Annotated in this window: 15 protein-coding genes; 10 read left to right on the forward strand and 5 right to left on the reverse strand. The window is 62.0% G+C overall.

What is annotated here, in order from left to right; genetic code table 11:
• Nucleotides 1-121: 121 nt before the first annotated feature.
• Entirely contained in the window at nt 122-997 is an 876-nt protein-coding gene (locus JZY08_RS10185) for a phosphodiesterase (protein WP_035242753.1), read from the reverse strand.
• On the opposite strand from JZY08_RS10185, the gene JZY08_RS10190 reads away from it, so the two are divergent.
• From JZY08_RS10190 to JZY08_RS10200, 3 genes are all read left to right on the forward strand, one after another.
• A complete protein-coding gene (locus JZY08_RS10190; RefSeq protein WP_139009065.1) occupies nt 971-1,195 on the forward strand; it encodes a hypothetical protein in 225 nt (74 codons plus the stop codon). The two genes, JZY08_RS10185 and JZY08_RS10190, sit on opposite strands and share 27 nt — an antisense overlap.
• A 36-nt stretch (nt 1,196-1,231) precedes the next feature.
• Complete coding sequence (locus JZY08_RS10195; protein WP_216330067.1) at nt 1,232-1,705, forward strand: tRNA (cytidine(34)-2'-O)-methyltransferase; 474 nt, start codon at nt 1,232-1,234, stop codon at nt 1,703-1,705.
• Between the two features lie 172 nt (nt 1,706-1,877).
• Nucleotides 1,878-3,530, forward strand: a complete 1,653-nt coding sequence (locus JZY08_RS10200; protein WP_216330068.1) for a Na/Pi cotransporter family protein — start codon at nt 1,878-1,880, stop codon at nt 3,528-3,530.
• 101 nt (nt 3,531-3,631) lie between these two features.
• Here JZY08_RS10200 and JZY08_RS10205 read toward each other — a convergent pair whose 3' ends face one another.
• Nucleotides 3,632-3,907 carry a hypothetical protein gene (locus JZY08_RS10205; protein WP_035242123.1) on the reverse strand — a complete coding sequence of 92 codons (276 nt, stop codon included), beginning with the start codon at nt 3,905-3,907 and terminating at the stop codon, nt 3,632-3,634.
• Between the two features lie 129 nt (nt 3,908-4,036).
• Here JZY08_RS10205 and hemF point away from each other — a divergent pair, with 129 nt between their 5' ends.
• The 3 genes from hemF to JZY08_RS10220 all read left to right on the forward strand — a co-directional run bounded on the left by hemF (nt 4,037) and on the right by JZY08_RS10220 (nt 5,643).
• Nucleotides 4,037-4,948: an oxygen-dependent coproporphyrinogen oxidase gene (gene hemF, locus JZY08_RS10210; protein ID WP_216330069.1), complete on the forward strand. Its 912-nt coding sequence runs from the start codon at nt 4,037-4,039 to the stop codon at nt 4,946-4,948.
• Between the two features lie 122 nt (nt 4,949-5,070).
• A complete protein-coding gene (locus tag JZY08_RS10215; protein ID WP_082182725.1) occupies nt 5,071-5,337 on the forward strand; it encodes a hypothetical protein in 267 nt (88 codons plus the stop codon).
• Nucleotides 5,338-5,457: 120 nt separating this feature from the next.
• Entirely contained in the window at nt 5,458-5,643 is a 186-nt protein-coding gene (locus JZY08_RS10220; protein ID WP_003523091.1) for a DUF1059 domain-containing protein, read from the forward strand.
• A gap of 26 nt (nt 5,644-5,669) precedes the next feature.
• Here the strand turns inward: JZY08_RS10220 and JZY08_RS10225 are convergent, their stop codons facing one another.
• From JZY08_RS10225 to JZY08_RS10235, 3 genes are read right to left on the reverse strand one after another with little or no spacing between them, the layout of a single operon-like run.
• Nucleotides 5,670-6,926, reverse strand: coding sequence for a CCA tRNA nucleotidyltransferase (locus JZY08_RS10225; RefSeq protein ID WP_216330070.1), 1,257 nt, complete (start codon nt 6,924-6,926; stop codon nt 5,670-5,672).
• Complete coding sequence (locus tag JZY08_RS10230) at nt 6,923-7,561, reverse strand: CoA pyrophosphatase (protein ID WP_216330071.1); 639 nt, start codon at nt 7,559-7,561, stop codon at nt 6,923-6,925. The genes JZY08_RS10225 and JZY08_RS10230 overlap by 4 nt, the downstream gene beginning before the upstream one ends.
• Complete coding sequence (locus JZY08_RS10235; RefSeq protein WP_216330072.1) at nt 7,558-8,187, reverse strand: DUF1285 domain-containing protein; 630 nt, start codon at nt 8,185-8,187, stop codon at nt 7,558-7,560. Before JZY08_RS10235 ends, JZY08_RS10230 begins: the two co-directional genes overlap by 4 nt.
• 175 nt (nt 8,188-8,362) lie before the next feature.
• On the opposite strand from JZY08_RS10235, the gene JZY08_RS10240 reads away from it, so the two are divergent.
• The 4 genes from JZY08_RS10240 to JZY08_RS10255 all read left to right on the forward strand — a co-directional run bounded on the left by JZY08_RS10240 (nt 8,363) and on the right by JZY08_RS10255 (nt 15,273).
• A complete protein-coding gene (locus JZY08_RS10240) occupies nt 8,363-9,373 on the forward strand; it encodes a MoxR family ATPase (protein WP_082182728.1) in 1,011 nt (336 codons plus the stop codon).
• A 92-nt stretch (nt 9,374-9,465) separates the two neighbouring features.
• Nucleotides 9,466-10,380, forward strand: coding sequence for a DUF58 domain-containing protein (locus tag JZY08_RS10245; protein ID WP_035242117.1), 915 nt, complete (start codon nt 9,466-9,468; stop codon nt 10,378-10,380).
• Nucleotides 10,377-13,187 (forward strand): DUF4159 domain-containing protein, encoded by a 2,811-nt coding sequence (locus JZY08_RS10250; protein WP_216330073.1) that lies wholly within the window; start codon nt 10,377-10,379, stop codon nt 13,185-13,187. The genes JZY08_RS10245 and JZY08_RS10250 overlap by 4 nt, the downstream gene beginning before the upstream one ends.
• A 1-nt stretch (nt 13,188) precedes the next feature.
• Nucleotides 13,189-15,273 (forward strand): hypothetical protein, encoded by a 2,085-nt coding sequence (locus tag JZY08_RS10255; RefSeq protein ID WP_216330074.1) that lies wholly within the window; start codon nt 13,189-13,191, stop codon nt 15,271-15,273.
• The last annotated feature ends 53 nt before the right edge of the window (nt 15,274-15,326 follow it).

The raw sequence follows: 15,326 nt of genomic DNA on the forward strand, positions 1-15,326 counted from the left end.
GTTGACCAGCCGGAAAGATACCAGATGCGCCAGAAAAACGCCAGAATGCGACCGACGAAGCTCGACGGGCGGAGATTGCCATGCAAGGTCCCCGCCGGCCCAAATATGCGGGTGGTTGGACCTACTCGGCAGCGTCCTGCGCCTGCCCGTCTTCATATTCGGCGATCAGTTCGGCCATGGCATCCTGCGTGTGGCGCTTCAGTTCCCGCCGATCGCTGGGCTGCGGTGCGAAAGTGACGCTCAGCCCCGTATCCCGCAGCGTGCCGATGACGAAAGACGCGCCGGACAACATGCGCACACCCTCATGCAGCCACAGCGGATCGGTGGCGAAATGCTGGCCGATGCCGACGACGACGGGGATGCCCTGCCAGTGAGCCATGCGGTCATAGTGGATGTGACCCGCCAGGATGCCCATGACATCGTATTCGAACAGCACCTCGTCCAGAGCCTCGGTGTCGACGAAGGAAAGAGATTCCCACTCTGCGTCGGCACGATCAAAATCGAGCGCCGGCGCATGGTGCATCACCAGAAGCTTCGGCAGGTCGGGATGGTTTTCGAGTTCCTCCTCAAGCCACTCGATCTGCCCGGGTTCGAAAGCCCCGCCGACTTTACCGGGAACGCTGGTATCCATGACGATGATATGAATGCCGGCGACAACCTCCGCATGGTCGTAAGGTTCATCCAGATCCTCATGACGGCCGAGCATCACGGGATAAAATCCGTCGCGGCGGTCATGATTGCCGAGCGCAAAAAGCACCGGGACATCCAGTTCCGCCTCGGCCATCAACCGCTTCAGCTCCTCATAGCTGCCGGCATCGCCCCGATTGGTCAGGTCGCCGCTGACGACGATGAATTCGGGCGGCGGCACAAGCGCCTTGATTTGCGCAAGTGTCGCAGACAGCGTGGCCGACGTATCGGAATAAAGATCATCATCCTGCACCTGCGGATTGCCAATATGCAGATCGGTCAGATGGACGAAATTCACCCGTTCGGACATGATATCTTCCTGTTTTTGCGGCGCGCAGAAATCCGGCTCGATAACGCCATCACGGCCCAAGCGAACGTTCCGATCAGCCTGATGACACATTGGTTAATGGGTAGCCTGCCTGTGTGTCACGCGAATGAATATCCGTTGTGCCAAGCGCGTCGAACCGGCGTTTTCATGCTGCATCTGTCGCGCACCGCCTGCCCGTGATAATCGGTCCGACATTCCAATTGTGACGAGAAAACCATGCAAGAGACCAGGCCCAACATCAGGATCGCCCTTTATCAGCCCGATATTCCCGGCAATACCGGCACCATCCTGCGGCTGGCGGCCTGTCTCGGTCTCGGCGTCGATATCATCGAACCGGCCGGCTTCGATATTTCCGACCGCAACCTGAAACGGGCGGGCATGGACTACATTGCGGCGGCGGCGCTGACGCGCCACGTCAGCTGGGACCGTTTCGAGGAATGGCGCGCAACCACCGGCCGCCGCCTCGTTCTCGCCTCCACCAAGGCCGCCCTGCCCTATACGCAGATCACCTATCGCGGCGATGATATCCTGCTTTTCGGTCGTGAAAGTGCGGGTGTGCCCGACCATGTGCATGAGAAAGCGCAGGAGCGAATCATCATCCCGATGATGACAGGGCAGCGTTCCATCAACGTCGCCATGTCGGCGGCAATGATCACCGGCGAGGCCCTGCGCCAGACCATATGGTCGTGAGCGCCTTTTTTAACGCCATTTTTTCGTGCAAATACAAAAATTGACCGTTTTTGCTTCAAAACTGTCGCAACCCGGCCTGTACCGAAGGCGTTCAGGCTCCTATACTTATTAGCCGGACAACAAAAATCGCCCTCGCCGGAACCATCTGCCGGCGGGTGTGAGGAGACGTCGCATGCAATCCACCATTGTCATTGTCAACCTTCTCGGCGCAGTCGCGCTGCTGCTCTTCGGCCTTGCCCAGGTCAAGGACGGGGTGACCCGCGCCTTCGGCATGAAACTGCGAAGTGTACTGGCGACCGGCACCCAGAACGGGCCGCGTTCCTTCTTTTCCGGCTTCTTCGCCACCGTCGCGCTGCAAAGCTCGACGGCGACGGCACTCACCGTCGCCTCCTTCGCCGAACGCGATCTCATCAGGCCGCGCATGGCGCAGGTCGTGCTGCTTGGCGCCAATGTCGGCACTGCCGTCACGGCTTGGATTGTCGCCGCCGGTGTGGAATGGCTGTCGCCGCTTCTGATCCTGTCGGGCATCGTGCTCAAAAAAGGCAGTTCCAATGCGAGACAGGGCGGTGGAACCGCGGTCATCGGCATCGGCCTGATGCTTCTGTCGCTGCATCTCTTGAGCGGCGCGACCGAACCGATGCGCGCCTCGCCCGCTCTCGCCGTCTTCATCGGCCTGCTTGATGGCGCGTGGCCCGTCGCGTTGATCTTCTCCGCCGTGCTGGCCTTCGTGTCTTCCTCCAGCCTCGCCGTCGTGGTGCTTATCCTGTCGCTGGCCGCAACCGGCACGCTGTCCGCCGGCCTCATCATCGTTCTCATTCTGGGCGCCAATCTCGGCGGCGCCATTCCGCCCGTCATCGCCACGCTCTCCGGCCCCGCCTCGGCGCGGCGCATCACCATCGGCAACCTTGTCGTGCGCACCATCGGCTGCCTTATCGCCATGCCCCTCGCCTCCTACGGCGCGGCGATGCTGCAGCAATTGCCGCTTTCGCCGGCCAAATTGCCTGTTGATGCGCATCTCATCTTCAACGTCATTCTGGCGGCGCTGGCCTGGCCCTTCTCCGGCCTCATATCCGATCTGATGGCCAAGCTGGTACCGGGCGATCCGAAAACCGAAGACGGCCCGAATTTCCTCGACCAGCAGGCGCTCGATATGCCGGTCGTAGCGCTTGCCAATGCCACCCGTGAGGTCTTGAGCGTCGGCGACAGCATCGAACGCATGCTGATCCGCGCCGAAAACGCCTTCAAGCACAATGATCTGGCGCCCCTTCAGGAAGTTTCCCTGCTCGAAAAGAAGGTCGATCGCCGCCAGCAGGAGGTGAAGGTCTATCTTTCGCAACTGGGGCGAAAGGGGCTTGCCGACGAAGAAGCGCGCCGTTCGATCGCCATCATCGATTACGCGATCAATCTCGAGCACATCGGCGACATCATCGAAAAAGGCATTTGCGAGCAGATCCGCAAGAAGGTGCTGAACAGCTTCAAATTTTCCGACGACGGTTATGAGGAGCTGAAGACGCTGTTCGACATGACAATCGAAAACCTGCGGGCCGCCCAGAGCATTCTGGTGACCGGCGATTTCGATCTTGCCCGCCGGCTGATGGAAAGCAAGGTGGATATACGCCGCCTCGAAAAACAGTCCTCCAACCGCCACCTGGAGCGGCTGCGCGACGGCCTGACGGAAAGCATGCAGACCAGTTCGCTGCATCTCGACATGCTCAGGGATCTGAAGCGCATCAACGCCCATATCGTCTCAGTCGCCCACCCCATTCTGGATGAAAGCGGCGTGCTGATCGAAAGCCGCCTGCGTTACGCAGAACCGCGCGCCTAGAGCATTTCCAGGAAAAGTGGTCCGTTTTCCGTCCGGAAATACGACAAACAAAGAGTTGGAGCGTTTTCGCCATTCGAAGAACAGCGAAGACGCTCTAAAACTCAATCGGCGGAAGGAAGCCGCCGCATGGTGAATTCGATGCGGTCGCCTTCCAGCTGCCGCCAGCTTTCCACTTCCGTCCAGTAGGCGGCTTTCGGGAAGCTGTCGAACCATTCGCGCGCCTTGGCGCGGGCCTCTTCACGGCCAAGACAGAAGGTCTGCCGCACGAACATGCCATTGCGCGTCTGGTCGCCGCCTGAGCCTTCACGCGCCTTGCGGTGATTGGCGATCCTGCGCTTCAGCCCGTCAAGGGGCGGCGGTCCGGCAAATTTCGTCATGATATTCACCTCTGGCACCTACATCGCTAAAGATAGTGTCCGCATGTGAACTTGGCGAGTCGAATTTGTGCATGAAGCCGGCACCTGCTAGACGCGACAGGGAATCGACTTCACCCAGGGAGACTATGCATGGAACGGCCAATCTTGCCGAAGGGCTTGCCCGAGGACATCGAAGACAAGAAGGCCGTTGCCCAAGCCTGGTTCCAGCATCTGCGCGACACCATCGTCACCTCCTTCGAAACCCTCGAAAACGATCTGACCGGCCCTCTGTCCGATCAGGAGCCCGGACGATTCGTGCAGAAGGACTGGCTGCGCGACAATGGCGAGGGCGGCGGCGGCAAGATGTCGATGATGGAAGGCCGTGTCTTCGAAAAGGTCGGCGTGCACACTTCCACCGTCTATGGCGAATTTTCACCGGAATTCCGCAAGCAGATACCGGGTGCGGAAGAAGACCCGCGTTTCTGGGCCTCGGGCCTTTCGCTGATTGCCCATCCAGTCAATCCCAATGTGCCGACCGTCCATATGAATACCCGCATGGTCGTCACCACCAGCCACTGGTTCGGCGGCGGCGCGGATCTGACGCCGGTGCTGGGGCGCAGACGTGACGAACAGGACCCGGACACCCAGCTTTTCCACCGCGCCTTCCAGATCACCTGCAACCGCCATCCGGTCGCCGATTATCCGCGCTACAAGGCGTGGTGCGACGATTATTTCTTCCTGAAGCACCGTAACGAACCGCGCGGCACCGGCGGCATCTTTTTCGACTGGCTGCATCCGGAGGAAGAGAAAGGCGGCTGGGACGCCAATTTCGCCTTCGTTCAGGATGTCGGCCGCGCCTTCAATCTGGTCTACCCGAAAATCGTCCGCGCCAATTTCAACCAGCCCTGGACGGAAGAGGATCGCGACGAGCAGCTCATCCGCCGCGGCCGTTACGTGGAATTCAACCTGCTTTACGATCGCGGCACGATCTTCGGCCTCAAGACCGGCGGCAACGTCGAATCGATCCTGTCCTCCCTGCCGCCCGTGGTGCGCTGGCCTTAAAAAACCTCACGCAAATTTGACGCTCGTCAGCCATTTCGTCGCAAATAGCGCAAATTAGGACTTATGGAAAAATCAAGGCAATGGTAGTCTCCTCCCGCAGACGTACTGGAGGAGCTATCGTCATGATTACTTCGAACAGCATGCCTATATCTGCTTCCGCCGAGGAGGCTCCGCATTCCATCGATACCCCTGATCTGATCGACCGCCTGGCCGCGGAAATGCGTGCCACGGGTGATCGCGAACTGCCGCATTCCTTTTATGTCGAACAGGTAAAACGCACGCTTGCCGGAAAAACGGTGAAGCGCGCCGACAATGACGAAATGCCTCGTACAAAAATCCCGGCAGCCGGCACATCCTCTGTTTTCCAGTGCTGGGCTATGCCCGAATAGGGCCCGTAATAGGGTCGGCGGACGCCGCTCTGGAACATAAGCGGCGAACGTTCGTTTCTTGTCAGAGGGACAGCAGGCATTTGCACGCTGTCCCTCTGTCTAAAACAGGGAGGCAAGACCATGAGACTGTTTGAATGTGGAACGCTTGTGCCCGGCTGCGCCTGGCACACCCGCGCGGACGACGACGCGGAAGTCGTGCGGCGCACGGTGGAGCATATGCGATCGGCCCACGGCGAAACCGTCATCCGCGAGAACATGATCGAAAACATCAAATCCCGCATCCGCGACGAGGCAAATGCGGCCTGAGCCGCAATGCCTTCATCGCTGCGATCTCAATTCTCCAGCATATCCTTCAGCCGGGCGGTCAGCGCTGCCCGGTCAAGTGAGAAATTGACGTCGATCCACTTTTCTTCAAGGCTTTTCAGCACCTCGCCCACTTTGGGACCCGCCTCGACACCGGCGGCCATTACATCCGCGCCGCTCAGCGGAAAACCGGGCTTGTGGAATTTTTCCGCTCTCGTCAGCAGCGTCGAAAGCCGCGCCACCTTCTGCATCGCCGCGTCACCAGCGGAAATGTCGGCGCGGGCCGAAGCAAGTGCCAGTCTAAGCCGCGTCTTCACACCTTCAACGCCCTGCCGGTAAAGCAGCCGGTCGAGCGCCGTCTCCTTCATTTCGGGATCGATCACGGGGGCGGAAGCCCATTGCGCCAGATATGCAGCTTCGGCCTTGGACAGCCGCAGCCGCACGGCAAGGGCCGCGAGCCTGTCCCTGTCCGGCGGCACGATGGCTGCAAGCCGCAACATTGGGTCCACCGCCCAGCCGAGAGACTGTTCCGTCGCCACCAGCCCGTGAATGGCATCGATGCCCCATTTTTCCGTCTCGGGAAGAATTTCCGTCAGAACGCCCGATTGCCGCATCCATAGAAGCGCGCGGGAGGGGTCGCGGGCGGCAAGCAGCTTTTTCAGTTCGCTCCAGACCCGCTCGGCCGAAAGCGTCGCAAGTTTGTCCTTCGCCCGTGCACTGGCGCGCAAGCCGTCTGCATCAGGGCGGCCTGAACCATAATGGGCAAAAAACCGGAAAAACCGAAGGATTCGCAAATAATCTTCCGAAATCCGCATCGCCGCATCGCCGATGAAGCGCACCGTGCCGGTTTCAATGTCTGGCAAACCATCGATAAGGTCGATGATCTCGCCCTTCTCGTCGGCGTAAAGCGCGTTGATGGTGAGATCCCGCCGCTCCGCATCGGTTTGCCAGTCGGTGCCGAAGGCGACCTGCGCGTGGCGGCCATTGGTTTCGACATCACGGCGCAGCGTCGTCACCTCGAAACCTTCGCCATCGATCACCAGCGTCACCGTGCCGTGTTCGATGCCTGTTGGCACCGACTTGATGCCCGCCGCCTTCGCCCGCTCCACCACCACATCGGGTGTGAGCGTCGTCGCCATGTCGACATCGACGACCGGCTGTTCCATCAGCGCGTTGCGCACGGCGCCGCCGACGATCCGCACCTCGCCGCCATCAGCGTTCAACAGCGCGAATATGCGCTTCAGCGCCGGTTTTTCGAACCAGTCCCGCCCGGCAAGGCTGCTCATGAATAAAACCTCTCGTAAATCGTCCTGACGATGCCCGCCGTAATGCCCCAAATGTATCGCTCGCCATAGGGCATTTCGTAGAAAAACCGCTCCTTCCCCTGAAAGATGCGGCTGCCGCGCCCGTGATTGGCCGGGTCCATCAGGAAAGACAGCGGCACCTCGAAAACCTCATCCACTTCCGTTGGATTGAGCGTCAGATCGAAACCGGGGCGAACGACCGACAGCACCGGCTTTATGCGAAAGCCCGTCCCGGAAATATAATCCGGCAGACGCCCGACCGTTTCGACGAAAGATCGCGAGAGGCCGATCTCCTCTTCAGTCTCGCGCAGCGCCGCCTCTTCCGGTGTGCGGTCTTCGGCATCGATGCCGCCGCCCGGAAAGGAAATCTGGCCGGAATGTTTGCGCAGGGTTGCGGTGCGCTGGGTGAAGATCACCCGCGCTTCGTTACCGTCATCGATGACAGGCACCAATACGGCGGCATCCTTCAGCCTTATGCCGTTTCCCGAGAGAACCACGCCCGGATTGAGCACATGGTCGCCATTCTCCCGCTCTGCCACGCCCTCGCCATCCTGCAGTACCCGGCGGCGGAAATCGGCAGCGGTGAAAGCCTTGAAATCTGTTGTCGTCATGGTCATTGCGAAAGACGTTCCAGTTCATTGGCGGGCATCACGGGAAAGACAATCCCGCCAGAGCGCAGGGCGAACATATCGACGCCGTCCACTTCGATCACTTCGCCGAGTGCTGCGAGATCATACATCACCGCCCGCGAAACGAGCGCTTCCAGCCTGCCGCGCACCAGAAGATAGGGTTTCAATTCGCGGTTCTCACCGAAAATTTCGAACCGCAGCGGGTGCTCGGGCCCCGCCTCCACAACATCGCCGACATTGGTGCGGAAGGTGAGCAGCGGCTCGCCATCCTTTTCGCCAGCGGTTACCTTCATCTCGACGGCCACGAAAGGTGCATCGACCACCCGGATGCCGACTTTTTCCACAGGAGTTACGAGATAGGTCCTGCCGTCTTCGTCCTTGCGCAGAACCGTCGAAAACAGCCGCACCAGCGGTGCCCGACCGATGGGCGTACCGAGGTAAAACCAGGTGCCGTCGGCGCGGATTTCCATGTCTAGATCGCCGCAAAAGGGCGGATTCCAGCGATCCACCGGAGCCGGTCCGCGCTTGGCGTCGCCGGTCTGTTCGGCAGCGCGGGAAATCATCGCCGCCAGCCCCGCCGCATCGCCTGCCGAATTTATCGTCTCCGCTGCCATATTCGAGTCTCGCTTTGCCGATAAGGAAATACTAAGTCACGACATAGTCATTCGAATGGCGCTTGTCAGCGGCTAAGAGAGCAATAAGCTATATGCAGCACAAAATCCGTCCGGGCTGATAACCAGCAGCACCCGGGTGGGGATCAGAGAGCGGCGAAGGTATGAGGAGAGCGACATGGGCGTGATGAATACCGGCGAAACCCTCGACGAAAAAGCCATCGTCGCCTCGGCCGAAAAGGCGCTTTCGGATATTGCAGCCATCCGCGCGGAGGTGTCCAAGGTCATTTTCGGCCAGGAAAAAGTGGTGCAGAACACGCTTCTCGCCATCCTGTCAGGCGGCCATGCGCTGCTCGTCGGCGTTCCCGGCCTTGCCAAGACCAAGCTGGTTACCACGCTTGGAACGGTTCTCGGCCTCGATGCCAACCGTATCCAGTTCACGCCGGACCTCATGCCGTCCGATATTCTTGGCTCCGAAGTCATGGATCAGGATGAAAACGGGCGTCGCTCGTTCCGCTTCATCAAGGGTCCGGTTTTCGCGCAATTGCTGATGGCCGACGAAATCAACCGCGCCAGCCCGCGCACGCAGTCCGCGCTCTTGCAGGCCATGCAGGAATACCACATCACCATGGCCGGCCAGCATTATGAGCTGCCGAAACCCTTCCACGTCCTTGCTACCCAGAACCCGCTGGAGCAGGAAGGCACCTATCCGCTGCCCGAAGCCCAGCTCGACCGCTTCCTGCTGCAGGTGGATGTCGACTATCCCGAGCTTGCCGCCGAACGCCAGATCCTGCTCGACACCACCGGCATCGCATCCGGTGAGGCACGCAAGGTGATCGACGCGGAGCGCATGATGGAAATCCAGGCGCTCATCCGCCAGATGCCGGTCAGCGACAAGGTTGTGGACGCCATTCTGTCACTCGTGCGCTCCGCCCGCCCCGGCCATGGCAACAAATTGACCGACAAACACGTTGTCTGGGGACCGGGTCCCCGCGCCGGCCAGTCGCTGATGCTGACGGCACGTGCCCGTGCGCTTTACGAAGGCAGGCTCGCGCCCTCGCTCGACGATGTCTACGCGCTGGCGGAGCCCGTGCTGGAACACCGCATGGCGCTGACATTCGCGGCCCGCGCCGAAGGCATGTCGGTGCGCGATGTCATCGCAGCCCTCGTGGAGCAGGCGAAGAACTAAAAAGACGGCCCGGAGCATGTCTTCCAAAAATGTGAGCAGTTTTGGGACAAGGACATGCGTAAAACCAGAAGAGCGTCGCGAAAGGAGTGCATGTGGCATCCATCGGCCAGATCGTAGACAAGACGCCCGGTAGCGAAGTTCTGGCGCGCGCGCGCCAGCGTGCCGCCCTGGTGCCGGACTGCATGGTCGAGGCAAAGCGCATCGCCAATACCGTTACCGCCGGCTGGCACGGCCGCCGCAAGCGCGGCATCGGCGAGAATTTCTGGCAGTTCCGCCCCTATGCCGAAGGCGAGAGCCTCTCACGCATCGACTGGCGGCGCTCGGCCCGCGACGACCATACCTACGTGCGTGACCGCGAATGGGAAGCCGCCCACACCATCTGGCTCTGGGCCGACATGTCGCCGTCGATGATGTTCAAGTCCACGCTTGGCTCGGTCTCAAAGGAAAGCCGCGCATTGGTGCTGATGCTGGCGCTGGCCGAAATCCTGGCGCGCTCTGGCGAGCGCATCGGTTGTCCGGGCATCATGGAGCCGGTCTCGGCCAGAAACGCCGCCGAACGTCTGGCCGCCGCCATCATGCACGCGCCGCTCACGACAGGCATGCCGGAAACGGGCATGATCCGCGGTGCAAGCGATATCGTCCTCATCGGCGATTTTCTCGATGATGCGAAAAATGTGATGGAGCGGATTTCGCCGCTCGCGCGGCGGGGCTTACGCGGCCATGTGGTGGAAATCGCCGACCCGGCCGAGGAAACCTTCCCCTATTCCGGCCGCACCGAATTCACCGATCCGGAAACCGGCGAAAAGCTCGTCTCCGGACGCGCCGAAACCATTCGCGAGGATTATACCCGCGCCTATCTCGCCCGGCGCGAGGCGCTGTCTTCGTCCCTGCGCCGTCTCGGCTGGAACTTCGTGTTCCACCGCACCGATCATCTCGCCTCCGAGGCGCTCGTCGCCGTTCACATGTATTTGTCCGGCGCGCCCGCGCAAGGCGGTGGCCGTCGATGAGCGCATTGCCCTTCGTTTTCACCAGCCCCTATATTCTCTTCGGCCTTCTGGCGCTGCCTGCCATCTGGTGGCTGCTGCGGCTCACCCCGCCGCGCCCCAAGGCGGAAGTGTTTCCGCCGCTGAAAATTCTGGCGACGGTGCTGAAGCGCGAGGAAACGCCCTCCAAAAGCCCGTGGTGGCTGACATTGCTGCGCATGGCGCTGGCCGCTGCCGTCATTTTTGCGCTTGCTGACCCCGTGGTGAACCCGCGCAACAACAGCATTGCCGGCACCGGCCCGCTGGTGCTCGTGGTCGATAATAGCTGGGCTTCCGCAACCGATTGGGAGCGACGCGTGGCAACGGCGCAGGCCCTGATCGGCGATGCGGAAAGGGCCGACCGCCCCGTCTCCATCAGCTTCACCGCCGATGTCGAACATGACGCCGTGCCGGCAACGACCGCAGTGGCCCTGGACAAGCTTGCCGCCGCCAAGCCGAAGCCGCTTGTGCCCGACCGCGTGCGCACGGCTGAAGCGATCACCGAGGCGCTGAACGGCGCGGCCCCCGGCACGCTCGCCTATATTGCCGACGGCGTTGCCACCGCGCAGGATGAAAACGCGATGAGAACGCTCGCCAGCCTCTCCCCTGCCGAATTCCGCATCGTCAAGGGCGACGGAAAATCCATTGCCGCCATTACCGGCGCCAGCAACAATGCCGATGCGATGAGCGTCACGCTTTCGCGGCTCGACACAACGGAAGCCGCCCGGCTGACCGTCAATGCGCAGGACAGCCAGGGCCGCATCCTCGCCAATGGCGCCGCCAGCTTCGCCCCCGGCGAAGCGGAAACCACGGCGACGGTGGAAGCACCTTTCGAACTGCGCAATGATTTCGCCCGCCTCTCCCTCGACGGAGTGTCGACGGCGGGTGCGGTGCATCTTCTGGATGACGGTTTCCGCCGCCGCCGCGTGGCCCTGCTCGCCGGTGAAACCGGCAATGATTTCCAGCCGCTGCTGCAGCCGCTTTATTATATCAGCCGCGCGCTTCAGCCGTTTGCCGATCTCATCCCGCAGCGGCAGGCCGATCTGGCGCAGGCGATCCCGGAAATCCTGCAATCCAACCCGTCGGTCATCGTCATGGCCGATATCGGCCGTCTGCCGCAGGAAACCTATGAGCCGATGCAGCGTTGGCTCGCCGGTGGCGGCACGCTGATCCGTTTTGCCGGACCGCGCCTTGCCGCAGCCCCCGCAGACGATCCGCTGGTGCCGGTGACGCTCAGGCAGGGCGAACGCGCGCTTGGCGGCGCGCTCTCCTGGGCCGAACCGCAGCCGCTTGCCGATTTCCCGAATTTCGGCGCTTTCGCAGGCATGCCGAAAGCCGATGGCGTACTCGTAAAACGGCAGGTTCTCGCCGAGCCGACACCCGACCTTGCCGAGCGCACCTGGGCAAGCCTTGCCGACGGCACACCGCTCGTCACCACCCGCAATGTCGAGGCCGGCCGCATCGTGCTCTTCCATGTCAGCGCCGAGGCAAGCTGGTCCGATCTGCCGATATCAGGCCATTTTGTCGATATGCTGCGCCGTATCGTGCAATTGTCGAAGGCGGGCGGCGCTTCCGCCGCCGCGAATGCTCCGGCCGCCGCCCTGCCGCCCTTCCGGCTGCTGACGGCTGAAGGCGCCCTGTCGGCCGAAATCGGTTCTGCCCGCCCGCTGGAAATGCGCGCCGGTCAGCCGCCCCGCACCGGTTTCGACAATCCCCCCGGCCTCTATGGCACAGAGGATGGTTTCGTGGCTCTCAACCTCCTGCCGGCAGGCGCGACGCTGCGCCCGCTCGACACCTCCGCCGCCGGTGTGAGCACCACCAGCGAAGCCCTGATCGGCGAAACGGCGAAATCGCTGCGCCCGGCCCTCTTCATCGCCGCTTTCCTGATGCTGATCGCAGACAGCCTCATCGTGCTCTTCATGAACGGCGCCTTCGCCCGCCTGCCGAAAGCCCGCAGCGCCACCGCTGCCACCGTGCTGTTGGCGCTTGGCGCCTTTGCCGCGATGTCCCCAACGGATGCGCGCGCCGACGATCCGAAACCCGGCGACGAGCAGATTTTCGAGCGGCTGGACACGACCCATCTCGCCTATGTCCGCACCGGCGAAGACGATGTCGACCGCATTTCAGAGCAGGGTCTGCAGGGCCTCAGCGAATTCCTGACCTGGCGCACGACGCTGGAGCCCGGCCAGCCGGTCGGCCTCGATATTTCCAAGGACGAATTGTCCTTTTACCCGATCATCTACTGGCCTGTGTCGGCCTCAGCCCCCATGCCGTCGAGCGCCGCCATCTCGCGCATCGACGCCTATATGCGCGCCGGCGGCACCGTGCTGTTCGATACGCGCGACCAGTTCTCTTCGCTCGATACCGGTGCGACCAGCCCTAACGGCGAACGCCTGCAGGCGATCCTCGCCAATATCGATATACCACCGCTGGAGCCCGTGCCGGAAGACCACGTCCTGACGCGGTCCTTCTACCTGCTCACCAATTTTCCCGGCCGTTACAACGGCTCGCCGCTCTGGGTGGAATCGCGCCAGGGGGCGGCCAAGACCACATCCGGCCTCTCCTCCTCCGGCGATGGCGTGACGCCGATCATGATAACAGGCAATGATTTCGCCGGCGCATGGGCCGTTGACCCGCAGGGCGCGCCGGTTCTGCCAACGGTGCCGCCGGACGAGATGCAGCGCGAGCATGCCTTCCGCTCTGGCGTCAACATCATGATGTATATGCTGACCGGCAACTACAAGGCCGATCAGGTTCACGTCCCCGCACTTCTCGAACGGCTGGGGCAGTGACATGACATTAACCTTCTCCCCATTCCTGCCGTGGATCGTTATCGCCGTTCTGGCCGTCGCCGCCCTTCTCCTCTCCTTCATCGGCCTGTGGCGCGGCGTGCGCGGCGCCTGGCTGCGTGGACTGGCGCTTGCCGCCCTGCTCGCAGCCATTGCCAATCCTCTGCTCACGCAGGAGGAACGCGAACCGCTCTCCACCATCGTCCCCGTCATCATCGACCGCTCGCAGAGCCAGGACGTGCAGGACCGGCCGCAAATGACCGATACGGCGCTGGAGACGTTGAAAGACCGTCTCTCCCGCTTCCCGCGCATCGAGCCGCGCATCGTGGAAGTGCGCGACAATGGCGAGAGCGATTCACCCTCGACGCAGTTGTTCTCGGCCCTTTCCTCCGCCGTCTCGGATGTTTCACCCTCTCGTGTCGGTGGCGCGATTTTCCTCAGCGACGGCCAGATTCACGATATCCCGAATGCGTTGCCCAATGCCGAACAGGCGCTGGGCTTCCGCGCGCCCGTGCATGGCCTGATCACCGGCAAGGCCGATGAATTCGACCGCCGTATCGAAATCGTCCGCGCCCCGCGCTTCGGCATCGTCAATGAGGAACAGCAGCTGACACTGCGTGTCTTCGATGACGGCCGCCCCGCCGGTGGCGGTTCGGCGGAAGTGACAGTGAAGATGAACGGGCAGGAAATCGCCACGCTGCAGGCGACACCCGGCCAGCCGACGCCGTTCAATTTCAAGGTTCCGCGTGGCGGCAACAACGTCATGGAATTTTCCGTCGCCGAACTTCCGGGCGAAGTGACCGCTGCCAATAACCGCGCCGTTCACCTGATCGAAGGCATCCGCCAGAATCTCCGCGTGCTGCTCGTCTCCGGTGAACCCCATGCCGGCGAACGGGCGTGGCGTAACCTCCTGAAATCCGACGCCTCGGTCGATCTGGTGCATTTCACCATTCTGCGGCCGCCGGAAAAACAGGATGGCACGCCGATCAACGAACTCTCGCTGATAGCCTTCCCAACCCGTGAATTGTTCGTCGAAAAGATCGAGGATTTCGACCTCATCATCTTCGACCGCTACCAGCATCGCGGCGTACTGCCGATCCTCTATTACGATTACATCGCTCAATATGTCGAAAAGGGCGGCGCGCTGTTGATCGCCGCCGGGCCGGAACATGCCGGTCAGGATTCGATAGCCATGACGCCGCTCGCCTCCGTTCTGCCGGCGCAGCCGACGGGTCAGGTGCATCAGGCCGCCTTTTATCCGCGCCTTTCGGAAGCGGGCAAGAAACACCCCGTCACCCGCGGGCTGGATGGATCTGGCGTCGAGCCGCCGCAATGGGGCCGCTGGTTCCGCACCATCAGCGTCGACCCGCCGCAGGGCCAGACCGTGATGCTCGGCGACGGGCAGGACCCTCTGCTGGTGCTGAACCGTCAGGGCGAAGGCCGCGTCGCCATGCTGCTTTCCGATCAGGGCTGGCTGTGGGCACGCGGATTCGAGGGCGGTGGCCCGCATGTGGCGCTTTACCGCCGCATCGCCCACTGGCTGATGAAGGAACCGGAGCTTGAGGAAGAGGCGCTGACGGCGCGGGCGAACGGCCGCACATTGCAGATCACCCGCCAGACCATCGGCGACGATCCCGGTCAGGCGACCGTGCGTTTCCCCTCGGGCAAAACCGAAAACATGGCCTTCACCACCACGGAGCCGGGTCTTTACAGGATCGAGCGCCGCATGGATGAAACCGGCCTCTTCGAAATCAGGAACGGCGATTTCACCACGCTCGTCCATGTCGGCGCGGTGGATGCGCCGGAATTCAAGGCGATGATTTCGACAACCGAAACGCTGAAGCCGCTTTCCGACGCCACCCGTGGCAGCGTCCACCGTGTCGCCGATAATTCCGGCCGCGTGGCGCTGCCCGATATCCTGCCTGTCAGAGGCGATATCAGGGTTGCCGATGAGGATCGCATGCTGATACGCATGACCGACGAGACGGTGCTGAAAGGTGTCAACACCCTGCCGCTGTTTGCCGGTTTCGCCGGGCTGGCCGCCCTGCTGCTTGCCTTCTCCGCGCTGTGGTGGCGCGAGGGACGGTAAGAATTTCCGGTGAGGGCGTAACGCGCTTTCACGTCTCGGATTGGAAAACGAGA

Origin of the sequence: Rhizobium sp. X9, from assembly GCF_018873185.1 — a bacterium.
GTDB lineage: Bacteria > Pseudomonadota > Alphaproteobacteria > Rhizobiales > Rhizobiaceae > Agrobacterium > Agrobacterium oryzihabitans.

Bases quoted from the DNA above. Each gene is read 5' to 3' on its own strand.
- JZY08_RS10190 (WP_139009065.1), top strand. From the start codon at position 971: ATGGACGAAATTCACCCGTTCGGACATGATATCTTCCTGTTTTTGCGG.
- JZY08_RS10185 (WP_035242753.1), bottom strand. From the start codon at position 997: ATGTCCGAACGGGTGAATTTCGTCCATCTGACCGATCTGCATATTGGC.
- JZY08_RS10195 (WP_216330067.1), top strand. From the start codon at position 1,232: ATGCAAGAGACCAGGCCCAACATCAGGATCGCCCTTTATCAGCCCGAT.
- JZY08_RS10200 (WP_216330068.1), top strand. From the start codon at position 1,878: ATGCAATCCACCATTGTCATTGTCAACCTTCTCGGCGCAGTCGCGCTG.
- JZY08_RS10205 (WP_035242123.1), bottom strand. From the start codon at position 3,907: ATGACGAAATTTGCCGGACCGCCGCCCCTTGACGGGCTGAAGCGCAGG.
- hemF (WP_216330069.1), top strand. From the start codon at position 4,037: ATGGAACGGCCAATCTTGCCGAAGGGCTTGCCCGAGGACATCGAAGAC.
- JZY08_RS10215 (WP_082182725.1), top strand. From the start codon at position 5,071: ATGATTACTTCGAACAGCATGCCTATATCTGCTTCCGCCGAGGAGGCT.
- JZY08_RS10220 (WP_003523091.1), top strand. From the start codon at position 5,458: ATGAGACTGTTTGAATGTGGAACGCTTGTGCCCGGCTGCGCCTGGCAC.
- JZY08_RS10225 (WP_216330070.1), bottom strand. From the start codon at position 6,926: ATGAGCAGCCTTGCCGGGCGGGACTGGTTCGAAAAACCGGCGCTGAAG.
- JZY08_RS10230 (WP_216330071.1), bottom strand. From the start codon at position 7,561: ATGACCATGACGACAACAGATTTCAAGGCTTTCACCGCTGCCGATTTC.
- JZY08_RS10235 (WP_216330072.1), bottom strand. From the start codon at position 8,187: ATGGCAGCGGAGACGATAAATTCGGCAGGCGATGCGGCGGGGCTGGCG.
- JZY08_RS10240 (WP_082182728.1), top strand. From the start codon at position 8,363: ATGGGCGTGATGAATACCGGCGAAACCCTCGACGAAAAAGCCATCGTC.
- JZY08_RS10250 (WP_216330073.1), top strand. From the start codon at position 10,377: ATGAGCGCATTGCCCTTCGTTTTCACCAGCCCCTATATTCTCTTCGGC.
- JZY08_RS10255 (WP_216330074.1), top strand. From the start codon at position 13,189: ATGACATTAACCTTCTCCCCATTCCTGCCGTGGATCGTTATCGCCGTT.